We start from the raw sequence: 24947 nt of genomic DNA, 5'->3' as shown, positions 1-24947 counted from the left end.
TTCAATTAACCTCGAAAGAGAATTCACCCTGCACGGCGTGACCGTCCATGCCCAGTCCCCGCCACCTCACAAAGTAGCTGCCGTCCCCAAAATCTTGTAACGGCATAGTATACATTTGTTCAAAACCGGTCTGTCCGCCAATTTCAATGGCAACAGCTGGATTGGTGTCATGGGACACCTCGACTTTTGTCAGTCGGATTTTATTTGCAAAGCCAAATTCGATCTGTGTTGGAACGTTGGCTAATATTGAGTTGTTGGGCGGCGTGGTTGTGTTAACTTTTGAATGGGCTGATGCACCCGAGGCGAGCAACGTTGTCAGAACAAGTGTGATGATGATTTTCATGTTGATACCTCAAAGAATTCCATTGGCGCGTTGTAGCTCGCGTATGTAAGTGACGATCATGGCAACATCGCCACGGGTCAAGCCTTGGACTGGCGGCATATCGCCAAACGGCCAGTGGTGGCTTTTGACACCTAGCGCAGCAGCGCGTTGAAACGCCTCATCGCCGTGGTGACTGGGTTCATAGGTTTTGTGGATAAGCGGCGGCGCAACGCCTTTTGTCCCGACTGCATTTACACCATGACAGGCGGCGCATGCACTCTCAAAAATCTGCTTGCCAATCGCCGCATTGCCCTCAACCGGTGGACTCAAAACGGCGACAATCGCCCCGCCATTTCCAGACTCTGAGGGAATTTGTTGGTTCGGTGATCTGGTCTGCCAAACCGCAATCAACGCAAGGGCGACAATACCGCCACCCCCCAACATGATATATCTTCGATTCATATGGTGTTCCTAACCAGGATATTGACTGAAATTGCGCGCAAGCCCGTCGGCTGCCACACCGGACGCAACAGCATCCAGGCCTAGCCAAACAGCAAACGCAGGGTGGATCAGTCTTAGCCGTTAGGAGGGCGGTCCGGAGTTTCGACCTGATTCAGATGTCGCAGATCACTTTCAAAACGTGCCTGAACGACGTCGAAACGAACTATTCCAGCAGAAATCTGAGGGACCAAACTCGATAATCCCGGACACATATGGACATTGCAATTTTCGTGTTCACTGGCGGTATAGTTCGGGGTCATCTCATGCTGAGAAGCGTCACTGCCAGCATTTGGGTTAGATTTAGCCTCGCGGAGCATAGACATATGATCCGCACAGTGGCCAGATTGACCATCCATAGCAAGCGCATACCCCGTCGTGCCGAGCCCTGTAATCAGGATCAGCAAACCAAAAGCAACGGTCAAGACAAGGCGCTTTAGCAATTCCATTGTATTCTGCTAGGGCGTTTTCGGGGCATCAGCAACCTTTAACAGCAGTCTCGGGTGACTGGGCGGATCACAATTTCGTACAGTCTGCTACGCAATAACTGCACCGCCTCTGCATTATTTCTCGGCCTTTTTCTCCCAGCGACCCGATTCCTCGGACCAGTATTGGGCGGAACACCCGGCATCAGTCAGGCTTTTCCACTGGCTCCGGGCCTGTTGAACAGCCTCAAGGTCGGTGCCGTCGAACAGCACGCAGACCCGCTGCATGGTCTCAACCTCTTCCGGGCTAACGGGTGCACCGTCAACAGCCATCACGCATTCCGGCGCATTTGCCGCTGTTGGGCCGGTCGTCAGCAACACTGGTTGCAGCGCATCATTTGGCCCGCCCTGCAGCCCGTGCGCCAGAAAGCTGTCTTTGGCGCCCTGCCACAGACGTTCGTCCAACCAGCCCATGCGGTCAGGATCATTGCCGCGAACAGCGATACGCCAGCCCGCCCCACGTGCTTTTTCAAGCAAGACAGGGAGAGTTTTGTCCAGCGGTCCCTGCGTCAGGTGATAAAAGAAAACCGCGCCCATTCTGGTCTCACTCGATCTCGTCCTGGGTCTCGAACCCATTACTTACCAAGCGGTTCAGCGCCGCAACGCCCCAGCCGGTTGCCCCTTTGGGCGCATAGGTGGTGTCGGATTTAACCGAGGCAACACCGGCAATATCAAGGTGTATCCAGGGGGTCTCATCTTTAACGAACCGCTTCAAAAACTGCGCTGCTGTCACTGAACCAGCCGCACGACCACCCGTATTTTTAATGTCCGCGATGCGCGACTTAATCAGATCATCATAGCCTTTGCCCAGTGGCATCCGCCACGCGCCCTCATCTTCGGCAGCGGCTGCCTTGAGGAAAGCATTGCACAGCGCATCATTGTTCGAAAACACACCTGCGTTCTCGTGGCCCAACCCAACGATTATGGCCCCGGTCAGGGTCGCCAAATCAATCATTCCAACCGGATTGAAGCGTTCCTGCGTGTACCACATCACATCGCACAGGACCAAACGTCCCTCGGCATCGGTATTGATCACCTCAATAGTGTCGCCCTTCATCGATTTCACGACGTCGCCGGGGCGAACAGCATTGCCCGAGGGCATGTTTTCGACCAAACCAACCAGACCAACCACATTGGCTTTGGCGCCACGCAAGGCCAGCGCCCGCATGGTGCCTGCCACCACACCCGCGCCGCCCATGTCCATGGTCATATCTTCCATGCCACCCGCCGGCTTCAACGAAATCCCGCCGGTGTCAAACACCACGCCCTTACCGACCAGTGCCAACGGGGCCTCGCCATCAGTGCCGCCGTTCCACTGCATAACCACAACTTTGGATGGGCTATCAGAGCCCTGCCCAACACAGAGCAGTGAGCGCATTCCCAGCTCTTCCAGTTTCGGCTCGTCCAGCACCTCAACCTTAAGGCCGATGGCTTCCATCTCAACCAGACGATTGGCGAATTCGGTGGTGGTCAAAACATTGGCCGGCTCATTGATCAAATCACGCGTCATGTGGACGCCTTCGGCGACAGCCTGCATCGGCGCAAATTTCGCGGCGATATCGTTATGTGCCTTGTGCGCAATCACCACTTCAATTGCGGCCTTACTGTCTTCGGCAGATTTATGCTGATCAAATGCGTAACCGCGCAGCGCAATTCCGAGCGCCAGATCAGCGGCTTTTGGCATGGAACCGGCCATCACCGTCACCGTTTTACCAGCTCCAAGTTTTGCCAATGCTGCACCAGCTTTGCGGGCTTCAATCGGTGTAACGCGGCGCGGCATGACCAGCACATCCAAGGCTTCGACCTGCATGCCCGCCGGCCAGCCCAGGGAAATAACCTGGCCGGTTTTGACCTTTTGAAAGCCATCACTGGCGATCAACCGCGCCAAGGCGCCTTTGCTCAGGCGGTTCGCACTGCGTCCAGCCTGATCCATCAGACCTTCCGGAGTGATCAGCACCACCACGCGGCCAACCAGTTCTGACAGTGATTTGGGATCGTAATCGACAAAACGGATAGGTGTCAGACTGTTCATGAGGCGGGCTCCAGCTTGGATTGATGCGATTTGGCTCAACAGCTAGCCTGCAGCACAACAATTGACTAGGGCCTGTTGTACCGAAGGATCTGCATTCACGTGGAAAATGCAGTTTTACCCGGCGGCGTTTTACTCTAAGATCGGCGACAATAAAAATGGCAAGGTCTGGGGGGATCGCAGTGTCACGATTCGACAGATATGTGCTGTCCCAGTATCTACTCTTTTTCGGCTTCTTCGCACTGATCTTGGTGGCGGTGTTCTGGATCAACCGGGCCGTGGTGCTGTTTGACCGCCTGATAGGCGACGGACAGTCGGCGCTGATCTTTTTTGAGTTTACCGCACTGGCGCTGCCAAACCTAATCCGGATGGTCTTACCCGTCGCGGCTTTTGCCTCTGCTGTTTGGGTAACCAACCGATTGAACAGTGAAAGTGAGCTAACAGTATTGCGAGCCACTGGGACCAGTCCCTGGCAAATGGCCCGGCCAGCGCTGGCCTTTGGGATCGTTACCGCATTAATGATGTCAGCACTGACACATTTTCTGTTGCCCGCATCCATTGATCAACTTCGCGACCGAGAATCCGAAGTTTCGCGAAATATCACTGCCAAACTGTTGAGTGAGGGAAATTTCCTTCATCCTGCCGAAGGCGTGACTTTTTACACGCGCAAGATTGATTCGGATGGGACGCTCAACGATGTGTTTCTATCAGACCGGCGTACTTCGGATCAAAGCGTGATCTATACCGCCGCACGTGCTTTTCTGGTTCGCGACCAGGACCGCTCTCATCTTGTGATGGTAGACGGTATGGCCCTTAGAACGGATCTCAAAGGCCGCACGCTGTCGTCCACAGTATTTACAGATTTCTCCTACGATATCAGTACACTCGCAAACAAATCTGGAGAGAAAATCCGTGGCATTCGGGTGATTCCCAGTTTCGAGCTCCTAACCCGCGCGGCTTTAATTTCGGAACAGGAAGCTTTTAGCCTTGGTCAATTGGCCGAAGAGCTTCACCAACGTTTTGCAAGAGCCATTGTTTGCGTGGCCGTCGTCCTGATCGGCTTTTCCTCCTTGATGCTTGGGACGTTCTCAAGGTTTGGCGTTTGGCGACAGGCCTTGCTGGCCTTTGTTTTACTAATTGTCATCGAAAGTCTGCGTGGTGTGGTTGCAGGTCCAGTACTGGAAAATGCTGACCTTTGGCCATTGATCTACCTACCATCAGCATTTGGACTGGTCATTACAGTCATCTTCCTTCAACTGGCGGCCCAACCGATCAAACTGATCAAACAACGTCCCGACAATGCGACAGGAGAGGCAGCACAATGAAGCTAGACCTCTATTATGCGCGTCGTTTCCTGCAATGGTTCGCCATCATTTGCACAGTCTTGCTTACTCTGGTGATGTTGATCGACCTAAATGAACAGTTCCGACGTTTTGACGGGCTCGACCTTAGTTTTGGTCAATTGTTAAACCTGACCTTATTAAGCGCTCCGGCGGCGTTGAACCAGTTTCTGCCGTTGATCATGATCCTTGCTACCATTGTACTGTTTGTTGGTCTTGCTCGCAGTAGTGAACTGGTGGTGACCCGTGCCATAGGCCGATCGGGCATTCGCGCGCTGGCAGCACCGTTAAGCATGGCCGCTTTGATTGGCGTTTTTACAGTCAGCACTTTGAACCCAATTGTTGCGGCCACGTCAAACCGATACCAGGATCTTTCAGATACATACCGGTCCGGCGGCCCGGCGGCCCTGTCTATTTCTGGCGAGGGTCTTTGGCTGCGTCAGGGTGGTGCACTGGGGCAATCCGTCATCCACGCGGCGGGTTATGGTGGTGAGTCTGGCGATATCAGTCTATATGACGTCACCATTGTTTCCTATGCTCCAGATGGAGGCCCAATGCGCCAGATCATCGCCGAAAGTGCGCGGATTAAAGGCGATTCCTGGCTTTTGAAAAATGCCAAGGAGTGGCCTCTGACCCCAGGACTGAACCCCGAAACAAATTCGGGCCATCATAGCGAGCTTTTATTGCCCACAACACTGACCCAAGATCGAATTCGCGATACCCTGGGAACTGTTGAGGGGATTTCGATTTATGATCTGCCCGAAACAATTCGAGCACTTGGCGAGGCCGGTTTTTCGGCCAAACGCTTTGAGGTCAAGCTACAAGTGGAGCTGGCGCGACCTCTGTTTCTCGTAGCGATGGTTCTGGTTGGTGCCGCCTTTACCATGCGCCACGCGCGGTCGGGTGGCACAGGGTTGGCAGTTCTCATGGCCGTGTTATTGGGGTTTGGCCTATATTTCATTCGAAACTTCGCTCAAATCTTGGGTGAAAACGGTCAAATCCCAGTCAGCTTGGCCGCTTGGGCGCCGCCTGTCGCCTCGATCCTGCTGACACTTGGTTTACTTCTCCACGCAGAGGATGGCTGAAATGCGTCGCACTCTTTACGTATTGACCGTTGTTCCCTGGATGGCACTGGGTTCCGCCGCCGCCGCACAGCAATCCTCTACGCCAGCGAACAACGGTCAACCGGCCATGTTGGTTGCCGATCAGGTCTTCATTACCCCTGAACGCACCTTGATTGCCGAGGGGAATGTCGAAGCCTTTCAGGGTGATATCCGCTTGCGAGCACAGAAAATCACCTTTGACCGGGACAATGGCACTCTCCAGATTGTGGGACCCATTCGCATTGATCAGGGCGGCGAGATCACCATTCTGGCCAGTGCCGCGGAAATGGACAAAGACCTGCGCAATGGCATTTTGAATGGTGCCCGCATGGTGTTTCAGCAGCAACTCCAGCTGGCCTCGGTACAGATGACCCGCGTCAGTGGTCGGTATACGCAACTCTACAAGACATCCGTTACATCTTGCCACGTTTGTGGCGACGGCTCGCCACCGCTTTGGCAAATCCGTGCCGAGCGGGTCACCCATGACCAGTTGGAAAAGCAGCTCTATTTTGAGAATGCGCAATTCAGAATTCTGGACGTACCGGTGTTCTATTTTCCAGGCCTGCGCCTGCCTGATCCAACACTCGATAGGGCCTCCGGCTTCCTTGTGCCGTCCGTGCGCACCACCTCGGCCTTAAGTACCGGTATCAAAGTTCCGTATTTCTTTACGTTTGGCGACAACCGGGACCTGACGTTGGCCCCTATCTGTCATCAAAACCCGTACTCTGGATGCGCGGTACCGACAGGCATTTAGAAATGGAGCCCTTGAAATTGAAGGTGCCATTACTCGCGATGATTTGCAGCCGGGTGACACCCGCGGCTATCTGTTTGCCGATGGTGCATTTGATCTGCGCAATGACTTCAAGCTTGAATTTGGAATCAGAACCACTTCGGACAATGCATACCTAGCAGATTACGGGCTGCCAGACCTTGACCGTCTACGCTCGCAACTGACGCTCTCAAAAATCCATCGCGATAGCTTTTTCCGTGCAAGTGCGATTTACTACAAAACCCTGCGCGACACAGAGGTGCAGACTGAAATCCCGTCGTCCATCGGAGACGCGTATTATCAGCAGCGGTTTCATCCCTCCCAACTGGGCGGTGAAGTGCAAATGACCCTGTTGGCACATGCCCATACCCGCTCTACCAACACAGATGTTGTCGGACGCGATGTCGCCCGAACTACTCTGGATGCCAATTGGGACCGGGAATGGCATCTGCAAAACGGGATTGTCACCCAGACCCAATTGGGCATGTCTGCCGATGCGTTTAACATTCAAGATGACACGAACTATGCGTCAAATGAATCCCGCATAACGCCACGGGGTGCAGTCACATTCCGCCTGCCTATGACCCGGCGCACTGCCTCAGGGGATTCAGAATTTGTGGAGCCCATCTTGCAACTGGGCTGGAGCGAAACCATTGGCGATGCAGTCCCAAATGACGAAAGCAATTTCGTCGAATTCGATCAGGGCAATCTACTGGAAATTTCCCGATTTCCGGCAACTGATGCCCGTGAAGAAGGTCTGTCACTGGTCTATGGGGTCAACTGGGCCCGCTATTCTAACAAAGGCTGGCAGGCCTCAGGCGCAATTGGCCAAGTGTTCCGGAGCACGGCAAACAACAGCTTTACCAAGTCTTCAGGTCTTGGCGGCACCTCTTCCGATATTCTTTTGGCTGGGCAGCTCAAACTGGATGATGGCCTGGCCCTCACAACGCGCGGATTGCTAAATGGCTCACTGAACTTCTCTAAGGCCGAAGTTCGCGGAGATTGGTCCAATCAGACAGCCCAACTTTCTGGCAGCTATCTGTGGCTTGGCACTGACGTAGACGAAGGTCGAACCGAAGAAACCTCAGAAGTTTGGTTCGACGGCAGTTATCAGGTTCATGCGAACTGGTCCGCCAGTGCCAATATACGCTACGATATTTCCGACTCTCGGGCGTCTCGGGCGGGCATCGGATTTGTCTACAGCAACGAATGCGTAACGGTCGATCTTTCTGTTAACAGGCGCTACACTACCACATCAAGTGTTGAGCCTTCGACCGATTTCGGCTTTACCATCGCATTGAACGGTTTTTCCGTTGATAGCGGCACACAAAATTACAGGCGATCATGCAGCAAATCTTAAAGTCTTGCTTCTCTGCCCCGGATTTCATCCGTGGTGCTGTCCGTGTAACTTACACGACCCTTATTATTGGGACGGCGGTCGCGCTTCCCCAATTCCTGTCGGCACAGGGATTATTTTCGCCGGCTGTCATCGTGAATGAATCGGTGATCACAAACTTTGAACTAGACCAACGGACCCAGTTCAACCGGTTGCTTGGTATCCCCGGTGACCCTGCCTCACTCGCTCTTGAGGATTTGATCAAGGACCGATTGCAAAAAGAGGCCGCATCTGACGCCGGCATAAGTATTTCCGAAGACGCGGTCACTGCTGGCATGACCGAGCTTGCAGGTCGTGCCAATCTGACACTCGAGGAATTCACCAAAGCACTTGGCGAAAATGGTGTGTCGCCTGAAACTCTCCGCGATTACACCATTGCCGGACTGACCTGGCGTGACTACGTCGGGTCACGGTTCTTGTCCCGGCGCGCCCAAGCGAGGCGGAAATTGATCGTGCAATGGGGCGGGCGGGCACTGGCGGTGTGCAGGTGCTTTTGTCCGAAGTGATCATCCCGATAAATGAACAAAATGCACCTCAGGTTGGAGAACTCGCCGAACAAATCAGCCAGCTGGGCAGTACCTCAGAGTTTTCAGCGGCCGCGACACAATATTCCGCTGCCGACAGCCGCACCAATCAGGGTCGCCTTCCCTGGATGTCACTGACCAAATTGCCACCACAACTGCAAGAAGTTGTATTAGCTCTGAACACTGGCGAAATCACCGCTCCACTGCCCCTTCAGGGCGCTATTGCGCTGTTTCAAATGCGCGGCGTTCGCGAAATTGCCGGTGCGGCGCCACGATATGCAGCAATCGAATATGCCAGCTACTTCATTCCAGGTGGTCACAGTGCGGACGCCCAGGCAACCGCCCAACGTGTAGCCGCTCAGATCGACACCTGTGACGATCTCTATGGAATCGCCAAAGACCAAGACCCTGCGGTTCTGGACATCCAAAGCCTGGTTCCAGCCGAGATCCCTCAGGATATCGCAATTGAGCTGGCAAAACTGGACACTGGCGAGACATCTACCGTTCTGACCCGCAACTCTGGCCAAACACTGATGTTGCTGATGATGTGTGGTCGCACTGCTGATTTGGGGTCTGACGAAGACAATGGTCGCCAGGGAGTCGCAAATGCACTCACTCAGCAAAGGCTCGAGGCCTATTCCGAGAGTTTCATCGAGCAATTGCGTGCTGACGCCGAGATTGTCATAAAATGACCCCCCTCCTCCCCATTGCGCTCAGTTGTGGGGAGCCCGCGGGCGTGGGCCCAGAAATCACCGTCAAGGCATGGGATGTTTTACGCGACACCTGCCCGTTCTTTTGGATTGGCGACCCTCGTCACCTTCCCCAAGGCACTGAATTTGTCGAAATTTCCACCCCTGCAGAGGCGCTGAACATCTGCGCCACAGCCCTACCTGTTTTAACCCAGCGCTTTGAGGGACCCGTCATCGCCGGCCAACCACGTTCACAGCACGCTGCGGCCGTCATTGGGTCCATAGAGACGGCTGTCAACTTGGTGCAGGACGGACAGGCCTCTGCGATCTGTACCGCACCGATCCATAAGAAAGCATTGATTGACGGGGCGGGGTTTGCTTATCCCGGTCACACCGAATTTCTCGCCGCACTGGCCGGACGCAACCGGGTTGTGATGATGCTGGCCTCAGAACAGTTGCGCGTGGTGCCTGCCACTATTCATATTGCGCTGGCTGAGGTGCCGCAGCAGCTCACCCCAGCCTTGTTGCGCGAGACCATCGCCATCACGGTTCAAGGCTTGCAAGGACAGTTTGGCATCGCTCACCCGCGCATAGCCGTGGCCGGACTAAACCCCCACGCTGGTGAAGGCGGCGCAATGGGCCAGGAAGAACTGACCTGGATCACTGCACTGCTGCGCGACCTGCAATCAGAACAATACGACCTCACTGGCCCGCATCCTGCCGACACTCTGTTCCATGCCGCGGCCCGCGCCCGCTATGACGCGGCCATCTGCATGTATCACGATCAGGCGCTGATCCCGATAAAAACGCTGGATTTTGACCGCGGCGTCAACGTCACCCTGGGCCTGCCGTTTATTCGCACCTCCCCAGATCACGGCACCGCCTGTGATATTGCTGGACAGGGACAGGCCAATCCCAGCAGCCTGATCGAAGCCCTTAAAATGGCGCAGACCATGGCCAGAACCTCTTGATCCTTCATCTGGCCCTAAGTATCCCCGCCGGAGGCACAAAATCTTTGCTTATCCTACCGCCCAGCAGCAAGTTAGAAACCCTATGACCGCCATCGACACTCTGCCTCCCCTGCGCGAGGTTATTGCAGACCACCAGTTGTCCGCCCGCAAATCACTGGGGCAGAACTTTCTGCTGGACCTGAACCTGACGGCCAAGATCGCACGGCATGCCGGAGACCTGAGCGGTTGCGACGTATTGGAAATCGGTCCCGGACCCGGCGGCTTGACCCGGGGCTTGCTGGCCGAGGGCGCACGCCGGGTGTTGGCGGTCGAAAAAGACGCCCGCTGCTTGCCCGCACTGGCTCAGATCTCTGACGCCTATCCTAATCGCTTGCAGGTGATCGAAGGGGATGCACTCGAGGTTAATCCGCTTGAGCACCTGACGCCACCGATCCGCGTAGCCGCCAACCTGCCCTACAACATCGGTACAGAATTACTGGTGCGCTGGTTGACCCCAAACAATGGCCGCCGTTCTGGCAAAGCCTGACGCTGATGTTCCAACGCGAGGTCGCCGAGCGCATCGTAGCGCAGCCTGGCACCAGAAATATGGCCGCCTGGCCCTATTGGCCCAGTGGCGCGCAGAACCGCATATCGTGTTATCCCTGCCTCCAGGCGCCTTCACACCGCCGCCAAAGTGTCCAGCGCCGTGGTCCATCTGACGGCCCTGGCTCAACCGCGTTTTCCCGCCGATGCAGCCACGTTGAATCAGGTGGTGGCCGCCGCTTTCAACCAACGCCGCAAAATGCTGCGATCCGCGCTGAAATCTGTGTCACCAGACATCGAGGACCACCTGAATGCTGCGGGCATTCCTCCGACTGAACGCGCGGAACAGGTCAGTCTGGAGGCATTCTGTGCCCTGGCACGCAGTCTAAACCCCGACTGCTGATCTCTGCGATCACCGCTGAAATTTGAAAACCAGATCTTTACGGCCTTTGGCATTGGGTATGTCTCATACCCCAATGCCAAATCCAATGCGCCTGCGATAGATACGGGACATTGCGTTGTTATGGGGTTCTTTGCCCAGATCCTCAAACCTGAACCCCAGACGTAAAAAAGCCCCGGTCCCTACTGGACCGGGGCTTTCTTCAATGTCTCATAAAAAAACTTACTCAGCCGCTTTGGGCGCATCACCAGATTTAATGGCAGGCTCCGCTGGTGTTTCAGCCTTAGGCGCAACAGGCGCGGCGACTGGCTTTTCAACTTTGGGGCGACCGGAGCCGCTGGTGCCTCTGCCTTAGGTGCGGCGGCCTTCGCAGGTTTTTTTTCAACCTTAGGCGCGACTGGCGCCGCCGGCGTTTCGGCCTTCATCGCAGCAGGTTCCCCGGCGGCTTTGTCGGCCACTGGTTCCTGTGGCTTTGGCGCAGGCTTACGCGTGCGAGGGCGACGTGTGCTTTGTTTTTTGGGTTTGCTTTCTGGCGTCTCGACCAGACCAGAATCCCCAGATGCCTCGACAGGGCTGCTCATATCCAGAACGTCAGGTTGTGGTGCGCCTGCTGGATCATCGCTCGGGGCGGGTCTTGGCGCTGAAACGGGTTCGTTGCGGGCAGCCGCGTCATTACGAGCGGCAGCTTCGCGCTCCTGACGTTCGACGCGTTCACGATCACGCTCTGCCTGGCGATCACGGTTTTGCCGCTCTTGCTCTTCGCGACGGGCATCCTGCTCACGCTGAGCCTCACCCAACATCCGCATATAGTGCTCGGCATGCTGTTGGAAATTCTCAACTGCGACCCGGTCACTGCCCAACTGCGCATCGCGCGCCAGTTGGTTGTATTTGTCGATGATTTGTTGCGGGGTGCCACGCACCTTGCCCTCTGGGCCCGAGCTATCAAAAACCCGGTTTACAACATTACCACCACCAGCGGGGCGATTGCGGTTCGACTTCGACCGCGAACGTGATTTAGACGATCTCATTTGTATAACGTCAGCCTTGATTCGTTGCGTCGCAGATCCCAAACTGTGCATATTAGCACCGGACCATCGACCATTTTGGGCTTGGTGTCGCCGGGAAGGGTTCTGAGCCAAACACACTTGCGACGCCTATGTGTAACCCTGTCCGGCACATCCAGACAAGAGGCAGGATAGGATTTTTCGACTTTTTTCGATCAAATTGGCCATTTTCGGCGCCAAACCTCATCTGGATTAGGCGCTTTGCGCACAAACCACCCGATCGCGGCCATCCAAATCTTGAACGACACGGATCTGACGCAATCCAGCCAATTCGAACAGGGCAGCCACCGCCGCCGCTTGGGTTGGACCGATCTCAACCAAAACGCGACCACCCGGTGTTAGGTAGTGTCCCACGTTCGCGGCAATACGGCGGTAGGCCCCCAAACCGTCGCCACCATCCGTCAGGGCCATTTCCGGTTCATGAATTCGAACCTCGGCCGAAAGCCCCGGCATTTCATTCAGCGCAATATAGGGAGGGTTGGACACGATAAGATCAAATTGACCATCTACGTTCTGAAACCAATCCGATTGGCGAATATCAGCCCGAGGCTCAACCCGGTGCAGCACTGCGTTGGCACTGGCCTGCAAACAAGCCGCTTCGCTTAGATCCACACCAAGGCCAGTGGCGTCCCGCTGTTCTCCCAGCAGCGTCACCAAAATACAACCCGATCCGGTGCCCAGATCTAATACCCGCTGAAATGGTGCGGCCAGGGCGGCCTCAATCAGGCATTCCGTTTCCGGGCGCGGGTCCAGAACATCACCCGATACCTTGAACCGGCGGCCATAAAATTCACGCTCGCCCAATAGATGCGATACAGGCACCCGGATGGCCCGCAGCGCGATCAACTGCTCATAGCGTTCTGCGATATCGGATTCCAGATCCTCGGGCGCAATCAGCGTCACCCGACTGGCCTCAATCCGCGCGGCATGGGCCAGTAACACCCGGGCATCGCGGGCCGGATCTGGCACGCCAGCCGCCCGCAATCGCGCAGTGGCGGCGACCATCGCCTGCGCTGCGGTTTGCGCGCCGGTCATTGCCCCATTTCGGCCAGAAGCCGCGCCTGATTGTCAGCTGACAAGGCATCAATCACCTCGTCCAGATCTCCCGCCATCACCTGATCCAGCTTGTAGAGCGTCAAGTTGATCCGATGATCTGTCATCCGGCCCTGTGGGAAATTGTAGGTGCGTATCCGTTCCGAGCGATCACCCGACCCAACCTGTGCAGCCCGGTCCGCCGAACGTTCGCTGTCCACTCGCTGGCGTTCCAGATCAAACAACCGAGTCTTCAAAACCTGCATCGCGATCTCACGGTTGCGGTGCTGCGATTTCTCCGAGCTGGTGACGACAACGCCACTGGGCAAATGGGTGATCCGCACCGCGGAATCTGTGGTGTTCACGTGCTGCCCGCCAGCCCCGGACGAACGCATGGTATCGATACGCAGATCATTTGCGTTGATTTCAATATCCACATCCTCGGCCTCAGGCAGCACCGCAACCGTTGCTGCCGAGGTGTGAATGCGTCCGCCGCTTTCCGTGGTCGGAACCCGCTGCACCCGGTGCACACCAGATTCGAATTTCATTCGAGCAAAGACGTTTTCACCTTTGATATGCGCGACAACTTCCTTGATGCCGCCCAGTTCGGTCAACTGTTCTTCCAGCACTTCGAACTTCCAGCCCCGCGCCTCGGCGTAGCGCTGATACATGCGCAGCAAATCGTAAACAAGAGCGCCGCCTCGTCGCCGCCGGTGCCGGGGCGAATTTCCAGCATAGCAGGTTTGGTGTCTGCTGCATCTTTGGGCAGCAACGCCACCTGCAAGGCGGTTTCGGCGCTCGGAATAGCGGCCTTTAACGCGGGGATCTCTTCTTCGGCAAGCGCCTTCATATCCGGGTCCGACAGCATCTCTTGGGCCTCGTCCAGATCGGTAATGAGTCGCCGATAGCCAGTGATTTGCTCGACCACTGGCCGCAGGTCCGAATATTCCTTGGCCAGCTGGGCAATATCACTGCCACTGCTGCCATCGGACATCAGGGCTTCAAGATACTGAAACCGCTGGATGATCTGTTCAAGACGTTCTTCGGGAACCATAGGGGATCGTCCGCTTGTGATGAAATTTGGTCAGGCCTGATCCTTGTGATATGCTAGCGCCATGCAACATGCCAGAGCCGTTATAGTCGCCGCGCTTACCCTAAGTGCCCATCCAGCACTGTCAGATGTCACCGCACCTGGCGGCAAGACCATTGATTGCTATTGCACGGACAGGTCAGGATCACGGGTAGAATTGGGCCAAACGATCTGTTTGCAGGTTGATGGCCGCATGTTCATGGCGCAATGCCAGATGTCCCTGAACGTACCAATGTGGCGTGAAGTGAACCAGGGGTGTTTATCTTCGTCGTTGGATCAAACACCAGGCGAGTATAGCCCACTAGAGGTATTTCCACAGCTGTAACGGCAGCTCAGCTAGTTGGTCTGTACCTCATCAGGGGCCGTGCTTGGGCTCTCTTTGATCCCCATCAGACTCAGCCAGCTGGCAATCCGTGCGCCATTCACACCCAGGTCTGAGCGCCCAAACCGCAGACGGGCGTAGACTTTCAGCAGATCCCCGTCTTGGCGCGCGGTGGTGTAGTCCGGAAAGCCCAGAAACTTGGTTCGGGTCACATAGGTAGCTAACCCGTCTTCAACTGACCCGCCAGCAACTTGGTCCGCGGCGCCTCACTTGCCACCCGATCAAACCGGGCTAACCCGTCAGGTCCGGTGCGCACCACCCGGAACACTCCGCCGCGAAACGTCTTGTCCTCGGAAAGTTCTGGCTGGGTATTCCAGTCCAGCGGGTCAACAGGTGCCAACCGAATGAGGCCCAGCACCACGATGGCAGCAGCCCCACATATCCAAGCGAATAGCATAATTCGTCCCATACCTCAGCCAGTCCTTAGTTTTACGGCCCAAAAGCCGTGATTGGACTTGAGAAACCCCATTATTTTGTCGTCACACCCGGTAGAATGCACAGCATCTCATACAATAGGTTCGCGCCGGTTAACGCCGTATTGCCGGTAGTGTCATACGGAGGCGAGACCTCAACCAAGTCACAACCCACGATATTCGCCCCCCGCAATGCCCGGATCAACTCCAGGGCTTGCGGTGTTGTTAAACCGCCGATTTCTGGTGTTCCGGTTCCCGGAGCATAAGCAGGGTCCAGACTATCAATATCATAGGTGATGTAGACTGGCCTATTGCCAATATCGCGACGTATTTCCGCACCCAGATTGTTCAGTGATCGATGCCACAGCTCGGAAGCCGGGAACTGCTGAAAGCCCCAGCCCTGTGCCTCGGTGAAATCGCTGGCCGCATAGCCAGTTCCACGCAGACCGACCTGATAGGTCTTGTCCGCCTGGATCAGCCCTTCCTCGTAGGCGCGGCGAAACACTGTGCCATGAGTTTCTTTTTCACCGAACATGTCATCGTTGACATCCGCATGGGCATCCACATGCACCACGGCCACCGGACCATATTTTTTGGCAATCGAGCGTAGTATCGGCAAGGTGATCGAATGATCCCCACCCATCGCCACCGGCACAACACTGGTGCCAACAATTGCATCATAACTGGATTCGATAATGCGCAGGCTGTCTGGCAACGAGAATGTGTTAATCGCAAGATCGCCAATATCCGCGATTTGCAGATACTCAAACGGGGCCGCCTTGGTGGCCATATTATAGGGCCGGATCATCGCGCTTTCGGCTCTGATCTGTTTGGGGCCAAACCGGGTGCCGGATCGCCACGAGGTTCCGATATCCATCGGAATCCCCAGGACGGCCACATCTAAGCCATCAAGCGAGGTCGCCTGCGGCAATCGCATAAACGTTCCAGGGCCAGAAAACCTGGCCAGATCGTTGCCGCTGATCGGTTGATTATACTCAGTCATTGTTTCTCTTATTCCAGCCCAGCAGGCAGATAATTTCAGTGGCCACATGGGCACCGGCAATGGCCGTGGTGCCTGTGGTATCAAATGGCGGCGACACCTCAACTACATCGCCGCCCTTGATATTGATACCGGCAATGTCACGCAGAATGCGCGCCGCCTGCCCCGAGCTGAGACCGCCCCAGACCGGGTCCCGGTTCCCGGCGCATAGGCCGGGTCCAATCCATCAATATCAAAGGTCAGATAGGTGGGATTGTCGCCCAGGATCGTTTTGATCCGCTTGGCAGTTTCAACCGGGCCAATTTCATGCACCGTTGCGGCATCAATGATATTTACACCAAGGGTGGTTTCATTGTGGGTCCGAATGCCGACCTGGACCGAGGTCGCCGGGTCCACAATGCCTGATTTTACCGCTTTGTAAAACATAGTGCCATGATCTACCCGTGACATATCGTCATCGGCCCAGGTGTCTGTATGGGCGTCAAATTGCAGCAAGGAAATCGGTCCGTATTTCTCCGCATAGGCCTTTAGGATCGGGAAGCTGATATAATGATCCCCTCCAAGGGTGACCGAGGCGGCGTCGGCAGCCAGAATGGTGCGGATATGATCGGTTAGTTTATCCGGAAATGCCGGAATATTGGCATAGTCAAACGCCATATCCCCGTAGTCGACAATAGCCAGCTCACTCAATGGGTCATAGCCCCAGCCATAGGGCGCATCCGGTGCCTGCAGCGACGAGGCCTCGCGGATTGCTCGTGGACCCAGTCGCGTTCCCGGACGATTGGTCACAGCTTGGTCAAACGGCACACCAGTAACGGCAATATCAACGCCGCTCAGATCTTTGGTATAACGGCGTCGCAAAAACGAAGTGACCCCACCAAAAGTGTTTTCAAAACTCAAACCCCTTAGATCGTCACGCGTAAATGCGTGATCCACCATGTGTTTTGCGTCTTCCAAAGCCATTACTGTATCCCCTTCCGCCTGCCATTGCGCTTTGGCATAGCTGACCGCTTGTCCCCTGTCACCTCACCAGTTCATAGATCTGTCAGCGCATCGGCTGCGCCCGCTCAACCAACCGAACAAAGAATGAGGCCCCAACCGGCGAAACCTCATCGTTGAAGTTGTACTTTGGATGGTGCAGCCCGGCGCTCTCACCCTGGCCCAAAAACAAATAGGCCCCCGGACGTGCCTGCAACATATACGAAAAATCTTCGGCGCCCATTTCACGACGCCCCACTGCATCCACTTTACCCTCCCCCGAGATTTCCTCGGCCACAGACACAGCAAACGCTGCTTTGTCAGCGTCATTGATGGTGGCAGGATAGCCGACCTCATAGTCCAGCTTTGCCTCGACCCCGTAACTGGATGCCTGTCCATCCACAATCTCTTGCATCCGTTTCATCACCATGGCCTGCACGCCCGGATCAAATGTGCGCACAGTGCCATTGATGTAGGCAGTATCCGGAATAACATTATCGGTTGTGCCAGTGTGGATTTGGGTAACCGAAATCACCAGATCCTGCAGGGCATAGTGATTTCGGCTGACGATGGTCTGAATCGCCTGGGCAATGCCACAGGCTGCCATCACCGGGTCACGGGTCTCGTGCGGCATTGCACCATGCCCACCAAGCCCTTGAATGTTGACATGAAATTCATCGACGGCTGCCATTAGAGCGCCGGGAGTGGTCAAAAATTCCCCCACCGGCAATCCCGGTGCATTGTGAATGCCATACACTTGATCAATGGCGAACCGATCCATGATCCCCTCGTCGACCATTACACCAGCCCCGCCACCGGATTCTTCGGCCGGTTGAAAAATCAATGCCACCCGGCCGGAAAAGTTCCGTGTCTCAGTCAGATACTTTGCAGCCCCGAGCAGCATCGTCGTGTGCCCATCATGACCACAGGCGTGCATATTCCCGTCCTTGGTCGAGGCATATTCCACACCGGTGTTTTCGGGTATCGGCAGGGCATCCATATCCGCACGCAACCCGATGGTCGGCCCAATCCCTTGACCGTTGATGATGGCAACCATGCCTGTTTGCGCGATCCCCTCATGCAACTCATCAACCCCGAATTCCCGCAAACGCTCGGCCACAAAACTGGATGTTTCTGGCAGATCAAACCCAAGTTCCGGTATAGTGTGCAAATGCCGCCGCCAAGTCTTCATGTCCTCGGCAAAGTCGGCGATACGGTTAACAACGGGCATGGGCTGGACTCCTAGGTCAGACTCGGGATTGATGCATCTGACACTGGAACGAAAGCCTCTGCAATGCCCGAAAACACCTTGATCAATGACCAAACCGCCGGCATCGAACGTCTGCTGGAAATCATGCGCCGTCTGCGCAACCCAGAAACCGGCTGCCCCTGGGATATCGAGCAGGATTTTGCCAGTATCGCCCCCTACACAATCGAAGAAGCTTATGAGGTTGCCGACGCCATTGATCGCCAGCAATGGCAGGAATTGAAAGGTGAGCTAGGTGATCTGCTGTTTCAATCCGTCTTCCACGCCCAGATGGCGGCCGAGGCGGGGCATTTCACCTTTCAGGATGTGGTCACCACCATGTCCGACAAAATGGTCAGCCGCCACCCGCATGTTTTCGGCGACGAAAGCCGCGATAAATCCGCCGAGCAACAGACGCAGGACTGGGAGGCAATCAAAGCGGCCGAGCGCGCAAACAAGAACGAAAAAGGCACCCTGGACGGGGTTGCCATTGGTCTGCCTGCCCTACTGCGCGCCTTTAAGCTGCAAAGCGCGCGGCCCGCGTTGGCTTTGACTGGCCCTCCACTACCAATGTTTTGGACAAGATCGCCGAGGAAAGCGCTGAACTGGTCGAGGCCCGCGACGAGCTGACCCAGGACGCAGTCGAAGAAGAGTTCGGCGATCTGATGTTCGTGATGGCCAATCTGGGTCGCCACCTCGGGGTAGAACCCGAAGCCGCCCTGCGGCGCGCCAATGCTAAATTCACCCGCCGGTTTGAAGGTGTTGAGTCCCGTTTGGCGGCAATAGGGAAAACGCCCTCGGATAGTAATCTCGACGAAATGGACGCCCTGTGGGACGCGGTAAAAGCCCATGAGCGCGGCACTGTTCCCTTTGAATAAGACCACGGACCAAAACAACATTTTTCTGCCAGAAATCCTCATTTAGCAGCCCGCCCTAATCACTATCACTGGACAAACCAGGGCAGGCTTGCAAGTCTCCTTTTTTGCAATACCTAGAGGCCCCTATGACTGCTCGCAAAATCATCATCGACACCGACCCCGGCCAGGATGACGCCGTTGCCATTCTGCTGGCTCTCGCCAGTCCGGACGAAATTGACCTGCTTGGCATCACGGCTGTCGCGGGCAATGTACCTCTGCCTCTGACCCAGAAAAATGCTCGCATTATTTGTGAGATCGCCGGTAAGACTAACGTCCCGGTCTACGCAGGTTGCGATGCGCCGCTGCATCGCCCACTGGTCACAGCCGAGCATGTTCATGGTCAAACCGGTCTTGATGGACCAGTGTTGACCGATCCGACAATGCCGCTCGCCGATGGGCACGGCGTGGATTTCATCGTCGACACTCTGCGCGACCAACCTTCGGGAACCGTTACCCTTTGCGCCCTGGGCCCGCTGACCAATATTGCTGCGGCGTTCAACAAGGCGCCCGACATTGTTGAAAAGGTTCAGGAAATCATCCTGATGGGGGCGCCTATTTCGAGGTCGGCAACATCACTCCGGCAGCCGAGTTCAACATCTACGTTGACCCCGAGGCCGCCGAGATTGTCTTCAAGTCCGGCCGTCCCATCGTGGTGCCGTGGATGTCACCCTGGCACGCTGTGATGCGTTGTTCACCATTTGTGGCAAAGTTTTTAGCTTGGTCGCCAAAAACCCGGTGCGCCCCTGTGATGCGTTCCTGATCCGCCCCGATTGGGCATATCCGAGCTCGAAAGGGTTGCCAATGCGATTTTCATTGGGGTTATGAGCGCCGCCCACCATCTGGCACGCCCCGAGGATCTGGAGAAAATCCTGACCCTCGTCGCGGCGTTTCATACCGAAATAAATATCGATAGCAGCGAAGACAGCCGCCGCGCTGGGATTGAGCCATTGCTGAACGGCATTCCTTACGGTGCGGTTTACCTGATTGGTCCCACCCGCGCGCCGATTGGCTATATCGTAGTCACCTTCAGTTGGTCGGTCGAGTATGGTGGCATGGATGCCTTTGTGGATGAGCTGTTTGTGCGCCCACCCGTGCGCAAACGTGGCATCGCAACAGAGGTCCTGATTACCTTGCCCAAAACCCTGGCCGAGGCCGGTATCATCGCACTACACGGAAGTCGACCGTGAAGACGAAGCTGCGCAGCGTCTTTATGCCCGTGCTCGCTTTCAACCTAATGATGGAAATTTATTGATGAGTAAAAGACTATAAAGCGGCCCAGAGCGAGCCCGTCAAATCAACCTGCGCAATCGTGGTCCGACCTCATCAAACCCGTTGTCACAGTAAAAATCTAATGTGCGACTCCATTCCGGCTGGTTCGGAGCACCGACTTCCAGCCGTTTCCACCCCATCTTGGCCCCAAGGGTGGTGGCTGCTTTCAGCAATTCAGCGGCTACCCCTTTTGATCGCCACTCAGGCAGCACAAATAACTCAGAGATTTCACCAAACCTGCCACCAGCGTAGATCGCAGCGCAGGGATTTAGCATCATCACCCCAACGGGCGTCTCGCCCCACTGCGCCAGCAACCCAATAGCGTCACCGCTTTGCAAAGATCGCGTGCTATCGGTTCAAGCACCGCAGCATCGCCCGGTGTTGTGGCGCCGGAGAGTTCGTCAAGAGGCACTGCACAAAACAAGCCACAACAGGAACATCGGCCTCTTTAGTTCTGCGTATTTGCAACACTGCCATCTCGGCCTCATAATTTGATCAAATTCAAAATAACTCTAATCAAAGGCCGAGAAAAGGCAACAGGTGACCGAAGGCAACCGGAATACTTGGTCGCGAGTACAAAAGATACCCTGACTACAGAAACTCAAAATCCTGAAACGTTGCCGCCTCACCAACCTTCTGGCCTTGACTGTTCAAAAGTGACCAAATCACAGCATTCCTAATTTCAAAACGCTTGCCGCTGGCACTGATACGTACCCCAGAATAGTTTTCGATGAATCCCTTACTCCGCATTTCCGCAAACATGGCGTCACGTGTATCACGATGAGCAGGTTCAGCGGTCAAACGGATGGCAGCGCAGTCAGCTCCTTCCACTGCATTTCCCACAGGTTTTGCGCCGCCAGATTGCCGTAGGTTAGTATCGGGTCGGCTGCAGTGTTGTGCGACAGTATTGGGAAATTAGCGTGATACAGATCCTTGGCACTGGCCCCGACCAACAATGGTCGTCCCACAAGACGTTGGAATGACGTCAGCAACAGTTGGGCGTGTGAAGTAAGGAAATGATCATCGGCGGAAAGTGCAGACATCTCGAGAAGCCATCTCTGGATTGGAAAACCCCGCCAGACAGGCGGGGTTGGACCCCGTACGTACTTAGGTATTTTGCCTTAGCGTTTCAGAACCGACCGACCTGCGTAAACAGCGATTTCGCCGAGGGTCTCTTCGATGCGGATCAACTGGTTGTATTTCGCCAGCCTGTCCGACCGTGCTAACGAGCCGGTTTTGATCTGACCACAATTGGTCGCCACAGCCAGATCAGCAATGGTGGCATCCTCAGTCTCGCCAGAGCGGTGCGACATCACATTGGTAAAGCCCGCGCGGTGCGCCATGTCGACAGCCTGCAGAGTTTCCGTCAGGGTGCCGATCTGGTTCACTTTCACCAGCATCGAATTGGCAGAACCTTGGGCAATGCCATCCGCCAGACGTGCCGGGTTGGTTACGAACAGATCGTCGCCGACCAGCTGCACCTTGTCACCGATGGTCTCGGTCAGCAGTTTCCAGCCGTCCCAGTCATCTTCGGCCATACCGTCTTCGATCGAGATGATCGGGTAGTCATTGGCCAGCGCAGCCAAATAAGCCACGTTTTCCTCGGATGTCAGCGACTTGCCCTCACCCGACAAAACGTATTTGCCATCCTTGTAATATTCGGTCGCCGCACAATCCAGCGCCAGATAGATCTCTTCACCGGCCTTATAACCGGCCTTTTCGATCGAGCTGAGGATAAAATCCAGTGCTTCGCGGGTGGACCCGATGTTCGGCGCAAAGCCACCCTCGTCGCCAATACCAGTGGACAGGCCAGCAGCCGTCAGCTCTTTCTTCAGGGTGTGAAATACTTCTGACCCCATGCGCACAGCCTCGCGGATATTTTCCGCAGCCACAGGCATGATCATGAATTCCTGAATGTCGATTGGGTTGTCTGCGTGTTCACCACCGTTGATGATATTCATCATCGGAACCGGCAGAACGCGGGCCGAGGTGCCACCGATATAGCGATACAAAGGCTGTGTGGTGAAATCTGCAGCGGCCTTGGCCACAGCCAAAGAGACACCCAGAATCGCATTCGCCCCCAGACGGCTTTTGTTGTCGGTCCCGTCCAGCTCGATCATGGCTTGGTCAATTGACACCTGTTCTGTTGCATCAAAGCCAACCAGCATATCGGCGATCTCGCCGTTGACTGCGGCCACGGCGTCCAACACACCCTTGCCCATATAGCGGCTTTTGTCGCCATCGCGTTTTCAACGGCTTCATGCGCGCCGGTCGATGCACCCGAGGGCACAGCAGCGCGGCCCATGGTGCCGTCTTCCAGCATCACATCAACCTCAACTGTCGGGTTACCCCGGCTATCGAAATTTCGCGGGCGTGAATGTCGATAATGGTGCTCATCGGAATGTCCCTGACAATGACGTTTCATTGCCAGCGTCATAAGTAGACACAGAGAAAATGTAAACCACCAGCGTTATCGCTAACACACCTCTTAGAGCTTATTTGGCGCTAACATTTCCCAATCTTGTAAAACACATGGCGAAATTCCAGCCTTTAGGCCACTGCCATATCATCTGCCCGGGCCAGTCGTCGTTCGCGCAGAAAGGTATACAATCCGGATCAAGGATCAGTGATGCTCCGACCATAGTCATCATATCGGGACGTTCATTGAACATTACCATGTTAAGCCAGGATCGAAAACAGCAGTCGCGAATAGCGAAACGGCGTCACCGCCGAGGCATCACCGACCCGCATAGCCACTACAATGCCGTAGTAACCCATCATGCCAAACACCGTCCCTGCTGCAATCATCCAACCCTGCGACAGGCTCACCGAAGTGACCTCGCCTGGGGTCACAAGCAACAACACTGCGCCCGCCACGGTAAAGGCTGCACAGCCCTGGAAACTGACCACGGTGGACGACACTTTGCTATCGATAAGTCGGGTCAACAAATCGCGCAGCGCAATCGCTAATACAGCTGCCAGCACCAGTAGAGACGCCGGTTCAAATCCGGCCAATCCGGGACGGATAATGAACAATACGCCAATAAACCCTACAAGGATCGCGCTCCACCGACGCCACCCGACCTGTTCGTTCATGAACAGGGCCGCTATGGTGATCACCAAGGGCAGCGCCTGAAAAACCGCAGCCACTGTAGACAGATCAACCAAAGACAACGCCGTGGAAAAGCACATCGCGCCCAAGGCCTCGGACAGAATGCGAAACACCATGATGGGACGCCAGGCTGCCTTGGCAAGCAGGTTCTGCCGCTGATAAACCGCCAGACTGGCAAAAACACCACCGCTGCCAATGCCCAGCAAAATCAAAATCTGCCCCACTGGAATATCCTGAGACAGATGTTTGATAAACATATCCTCCAACGTGAACGCCGCCATTGCGACGATAACCATCAAGATACCGTTGAGGTTGTTCATTTTCGTAGTTCCATCAAAAGGAGCGCCAGCGCTTCGAAGTCATATCGTCAGGCAAACGGCAAAAGGGTCTCAGCGCTATCCCATTCGCGACCCATATTCGCAACAGATCTTGAGGTAATCCATCACAGAATTTTATGCGTTCCCATTTTGTTCCAAGATGTCTAAACTACAATCACCAGTCGAGGAAGAACTCATGACACCCGCAGAACGCAAGTATGAGACATTTCGGAATTTACATAGCCGCCCCGGCGCCTTTGTACTTCCCAACCCCTGGAACGCCGGCACCGCGATGATGCTCGACCAGCTTGGGTTTGAGGCCCTGGCGACGACCAGCGCCGGACTGGCGTTTTCGATTGGGAAACGTGATTCAGAATGCGCGGTTAGCCGAGAAGATATTTTGGCAAATGCCCGAGACATAATCGCCGCCAGCGATCTGCCAGTTGCTGCAGACTTGGAAAATGGTTTTGGTGCCACCCCCAAAGCCTGCGAAGATACGATACTACAGGCCGTGGAAATCGGCTTGGTCGGTGGCTCGATCGAGGACACAACAGGGGACGCTGACAATCCTATTTATGACTTTGATCTTTCAGTCGACCGCATGCATGCGGCGGTCCAAGCCTGCAGTGACAAGCCGTTTTTGCTGACCGCACGCGCCGAAAACTTCGTTTGTGGACGGCCTGACCTTGCGGACACCATCGCACGGTTACAGGCCTTTGGTGACGCCGGTGCGGACGTGTTATATGCCCCGGCCTGCCAGACCTGAACTCCATCGCGACGCTCTGTGCATCGGTGGACAAGCCGGTGAATGTGGTCATGGGGCTCAGCGGGCCAACCTGGTCTCTGACTGAACTTGCAAATGCTGGCGTCAAACGTGTCAGCGTTGGCGGCTCATTTGCGCGCGCCCTTGGCGCCATGGTCCGTGCCGCAAATGAAGTCCTTGAACAGGGCACATTCACCTATGCCAGCCAGGCCCTCAGCCACACCGACGCCACCAATTTTATGGCTGCAGGGGCAAAAACTGACAACGGGTAACACCGACCAGTAACGACTAAACTGCACGAGCCAACATTACCCGG

Annotated in this window: 17 protein-coding genes and 11 pseudogenes; 12 read left to right on the top strand and 16 right to left on the bottom strand. The window is 55.5% G+C overall.

Going from position 1 to position 24947, the window contains the following annotated elements:
• Position 1: 1 nt before the first annotated feature.
• From EBB79_RS09510 to EBB79_RS09490, 5 genes are all read right to left on the bottom strand, one after another.
• The gene (locus tag EBB79_RS09510; protein WP_127748664.1) at positions 2-343 is read right to left on the bottom strand and encodes a copper resistance CopC family protein; all 342 of its coding nucleotides are present in this window, start codon (positions 341-343) and stop codon (positions 2-4) included.
• Between the two features lie 9 nt (positions 344-352).
• On the bottom strand, positions 353-784 hold the full coding sequence (locus EBB79_RS09505; RefSeq protein ID WP_127748663.1) for a c-type cytochrome: 432 nt from the start codon (positions 782-784) through the stop codon (positions 353-355).
• A gap of 113 nt (positions 785-897) precedes the next feature.
• Complete coding sequence (locus tag EBB79_RS09500) at positions 898-1269, bottom strand: hypothetical protein (RefSeq protein ID WP_127748662.1); 372 nt, start codon at positions 1267-1269, stop codon at positions 898-900.
• A 114-nt stretch (positions 1270-1383) separates the two neighbouring features.
• A complete protein-coding gene (locus EBB79_RS09495) occupies positions 1384-1842 on the bottom strand; it encodes a DNA polymerase III subunit chi (RefSeq protein WP_127748661.1) in 459 nt (152 codons plus the stop codon).
• Between the two features lie 7 nt (positions 1843-1849).
• On the bottom strand, positions 1850-3337 hold the full coding sequence (locus tag EBB79_RS09490; protein WP_127748660.1) for a leucyl aminopeptidase: 1488 nt from the start codon (positions 3335-3337) through the stop codon (positions 1850-1852).
• A gap of 179 nt (positions 3338-3516) precedes the next feature.
• Between EBB79_RS09490 and lptF the strand changes: the two genes are divergently transcribed.
• From lptF to rsmA, 7 genes and pseudogenes are all read left to right on the top strand, one after another.
• Positions 3517-4659, top strand: coding sequence for an LPS export ABC transporter permease LptF (gene lptF, locus EBB79_RS09485; protein ID WP_127748659.1), 1143 nt, complete (start codon positions 3517-3519; stop codon positions 4657-4659).
• Positions 4656-5759, top strand: coding sequence for an LPS export ABC transporter permease LptG (lptG, locus tag EBB79_RS09480; protein WP_127748658.1), 1104 nt, complete (start codon positions 4656-4658; stop codon positions 5757-5759). Before lptF ends, lptG begins: the two co-directional genes overlap by 4 nt.
• A 1-nt stretch (position 5760) precedes the next feature.
• Positions 5761-7906: pseudogene (locus EBB79_RS09475) on the top strand (LPS-assembly protein LptD).
• Positions 7891-8448: a SurA N-terminal domain-containing protein gene (locus tag EBB79_RS25450; RefSeq protein WP_338045798.1), complete on the top strand. Its 558-nt coding sequence runs from the start codon at positions 7891-7893 to the stop codon at positions 8446-8448. Before EBB79_RS09475 ends, EBB79_RS25450 begins: the two are co-directional and overlap by 16 nt.
• Positions 8400-9158 carry a peptidylprolyl isomerase gene (locus EBB79_RS25445; protein WP_338045797.1) on the top strand — a complete coding sequence of 253 codons (759 nt, stop codon included), beginning with the start codon at positions 8400-8402 and terminating at the stop codon, positions 9156-9158. The genes EBB79_RS25450 and EBB79_RS25445 overlap by 49 nt, the downstream gene beginning before the upstream one ends.
• Positions 9155-10126, top strand: a complete 972-nt coding sequence (gene pdxA, locus EBB79_RS09465) for a 4-hydroxythreonine-4-phosphate dehydrogenase PdxA (protein WP_127748657.1) — start codon at positions 9155-9157, stop codon at positions 10124-10126. Before EBB79_RS25445 ends, pdxA begins: the two co-directional genes overlap by 4 nt.
• An 82-nt stretch (positions 10127-10208) precedes the next feature.
• Positions 10209-11051: pseudogene (gene rsmA, locus EBB79_RS09460) on the top strand (16S rRNA (adenine(1518)-N(6)/adenine(1519)-N(6))-dimethyltransferase RsmA).
• Positions 11052-11230: 179 nt separating this feature from the next.
• Here the strand turns inward: rsmA and EBB79_RS09455 are convergent.
• The 3 genes and pseudogenes from EBB79_RS09455 to prfA all read right to left on the bottom strand — a co-directional run bounded on the left by EBB79_RS09455 (position 11231) and on the right by prfA (position 14198).
• Positions 11231-12076: a DUF4167 domain-containing protein gene (locus EBB79_RS09455; protein WP_127748656.1), complete on the bottom strand. Its 846-nt coding sequence runs from the start codon at positions 12074-12076 to the stop codon at positions 11231-11233.
• 228 nt (positions 12077-12304) lie between these two features.
• A complete protein-coding gene (prmC, locus tag EBB79_RS09450) occupies positions 12305-13147 on the bottom strand; it encodes a peptide chain release factor N(5)-glutamine methyltransferase (RefSeq protein WP_127748655.1) in 843 nt (280 codons plus the stop codon).
• Positions 13144-14198: pseudogene (gene prfA, locus EBB79_RS09445) on the bottom strand (peptide chain release factor 1). Before prfA ends, prmC begins: the two are co-directional and overlap by 4 nt.
• Before the next feature lie 61 nt (positions 14199-14259).
• Between prfA and EBB79_RS09440 the strand changes: the two are divergent.
• Positions 14260-14559 (top strand): hypothetical protein, encoded by a 300-nt coding sequence (locus tag EBB79_RS09440; RefSeq protein WP_127748654.1) that lies wholly within the window; start codon positions 14260-14262, stop codon positions 14557-14559.
• Between the two features lie 11 nt (positions 14560-14570).
• Here EBB79_RS09440 and EBB79_RS09435 read toward each other — a convergent pair.
• From EBB79_RS09435 to EBB79_RS09420, 4 genes and pseudogenes are all read right to left on the bottom strand, one after another.
• Positions 14571-15025: pseudogene (locus tag EBB79_RS09435) on the bottom strand (DUF1499 domain-containing protein).
• A gap of 59 nt (positions 15026-15084) precedes the next feature.
• A complete protein-coding gene (gene speB / locus EBB79_RS09430; RefSeq protein ID WP_127748653.1) occupies positions 15085-16032 on the bottom strand; it encodes an agmatinase in 948 nt (315 codons plus the stop codon).
• Positions 16025-16992, bottom strand: a pseudogene (gene speB, locus EBB79_RS09425) (agmatinase). Before speB (EBB79_RS09425) ends, speB (EBB79_RS09430) begins: the two are co-directional and overlap by 8 nt.
• A gap of 82 nt (positions 16993-17074) precedes the next feature.
• A complete protein-coding gene (locus EBB79_RS09420; protein ID WP_127748652.1) occupies positions 17075-18238 on the bottom strand; it encodes a M20 aminoacylase family protein in 1164 nt (387 codons plus the stop codon).
• 63 nt (positions 18239-18301) lie between these two features.
• Here EBB79_RS09420 and mazG point away from each other — a divergent pair.
• The 3 pseudogenes from mazG to EBB79_RS09405 all read left to right on the top strand — a co-directional run bounded on the left by mazG (position 18302) and on the right by EBB79_RS09405 (position 20439).
• Positions 18302-19131: pseudogene (gene mazG, locus EBB79_RS09415) on the top strand (nucleoside triphosphate pyrophosphohydrolase).
• Positions 19132-19256: 125 nt separating this feature from the next.
• Positions 19257-19855: pseudogene (locus EBB79_RS09410) on the top strand (nucleoside hydrolase); the annotation flags it as partial.
• Positions 19856-19991: 136 nt separating this feature from the next.
• Positions 19992-20439 (top strand): annotated as a pseudogene (locus EBB79_RS09405) (GNAT family N-acetyltransferase).
• A 20-nt stretch (positions 20440-20459) separates the two neighbouring features.
• On the opposite strand, the gene EBB79_RS09400 reads toward EBB79_RS09405, so the two are convergent.
• From EBB79_RS09400 to EBB79_RS09385, 4 genes and pseudogenes are all read right to left on the bottom strand, one after another.
• Positions 20460-20777: a GNAT family N-acetyltransferase gene (locus EBB79_RS09400; protein ID WP_127748651.1), complete on the bottom strand. Its 318-nt coding sequence runs from the start codon at positions 20775-20777 to the stop codon at positions 20460-20462.
• A 253-nt stretch (positions 20778-21030) separates the two neighbouring features.
• Positions 21031-21482 (bottom strand): annotated as a pseudogene (locus tag EBB79_RS09395) (MEKHLA domain-containing protein).
• A gap of 78 nt (positions 21483-21560) precedes the next feature.
• Positions 21561-22836: pseudogene (eno, locus tag EBB79_RS09390) on the bottom strand (phosphopyruvate hydratase).
• Positions 22837-23118: 282 nt separating this feature from the next.
• Positions 23119-23871, bottom strand: coding sequence for a DMT family transporter (locus tag EBB79_RS09385; protein WP_338045796.1), 753 nt, complete (start codon positions 23869-23871; stop codon positions 23119-23121).
• Between the two features lie 157 nt (positions 23872-24028).
• Here EBB79_RS09385 and EBB79_RS09380 point away from each other — a divergent pair.
• Positions 24029-24903, top strand: a pseudogene (locus EBB79_RS09380) (isocitrate lyase/PEP mutase family protein).
• The last annotated feature ends 44 nt before the right edge of the window (positions 24904-24947 follow it).

The sequence above is a fragment of the Parasedimentitalea marina genome (assembly GCF_004006175.1).
Lineage (GTDB): Bacteria > Pseudomonadota > Alphaproteobacteria > Rhodobacterales > Rhodobacteraceae > Parasedimentitalea > Parasedimentitalea marina.
This window is presented reverse-complemented; position numbering and strand designations above follow the sequence as displayed.

Coding starts and splice junctions, on each gene's coding strand:
- EBB79_RS09490 (WP_127748660.1), bottom strand. CDS start 3,337: ATGAACAGTCTGACACCTATCCGTTTTGTCGATTACGATCCCAAATCA.
- EBB79_RS09500 (WP_127748662.1), bottom strand. CDS start 1,269: ATGGAATTGCTAAAGCGCCTTGTCTTGACCGTTGCTTTTGGTTTGCTG.
- EBB79_RS09440 (WP_127748654.1), top strand. CDS start 14,260: ATGCAACATGCCAGAGCCGTTATAGTCGCCGCGCTTACCCTAAGTGCC.
- EBB79_RS25450 (WP_338045798.1), top strand. CDS start 7,891: ATGCAGCAAATCTTAAAGTCTTGCTTCTCTGCCCCGGATTTCATCCGT.
- prmC (WP_127748655.1), bottom strand. CDS start 13,147: ATGACCGGCGCGCAAACCGCAGCGCAGGCGATGGTCGCCGCCACTGCG.
- EBB79_RS09385 (WP_338045796.1), bottom strand. CDS start 23,871: ATGAACAACCTCAACGGTATCTTGATGGTTATCGTCGCAATGGCGGCG.
- EBB79_RS09505 (WP_127748663.1), bottom strand. CDS start 784: ATGAATCGAAGATATATCATGTTGGGGGGTGGCGGTATTGTCGCCCTT.
- EBB79_RS09420 (WP_127748652.1), bottom strand. CDS start 18,238: ATGCCCGTTGTTAACCGTATCGCCGACTTTGCCGAGGACATGAAGACT.
- EBB79_RS09495 (WP_127748661.1), bottom strand. CDS start 1,842: ATGGGCGCGGTTTTCTTTTATCACCTGACGCAGGGACCGCTGGACAAA.
- speB (WP_127748653.1), bottom strand. CDS start 16,032: ATGACTGAGTATAATCAACCGATCAGCGGCAACGATCTGGCCAGGTTT.
- pdxA (WP_127748657.1), top strand. CDS start 9,155: ATGACCCCCCTCCTCCCCATTGCGCTCAGTTGTGGGGAGCCCGCGGGC.
- EBB79_RS09455 (WP_127748656.1), bottom strand. CDS start 12,076: ATGAGATCGTCTAAATCACGTTCGCGGTCGAAGTCGAACCGCAATCGC.
- lptG (WP_127748658.1), top strand. CDS start 4,656: ATGAAGCTAGACCTCTATTATGCGCGTCGTTTCCTGCAATGGTTCGCC.
- EBB79_RS25445 (WP_338045797.1), top strand. CDS start 8,400: ATGGGGCGGGCGGGCACTGGCGGTGTGCAGGTGCTTTTGTCCGAAGTG.
- EBB79_RS09510 (WP_127748664.1), bottom strand. CDS start 343: ATGAAAATCATCATCACACTTGTTCTGACAACGTTGCTCGCCTCGGGT.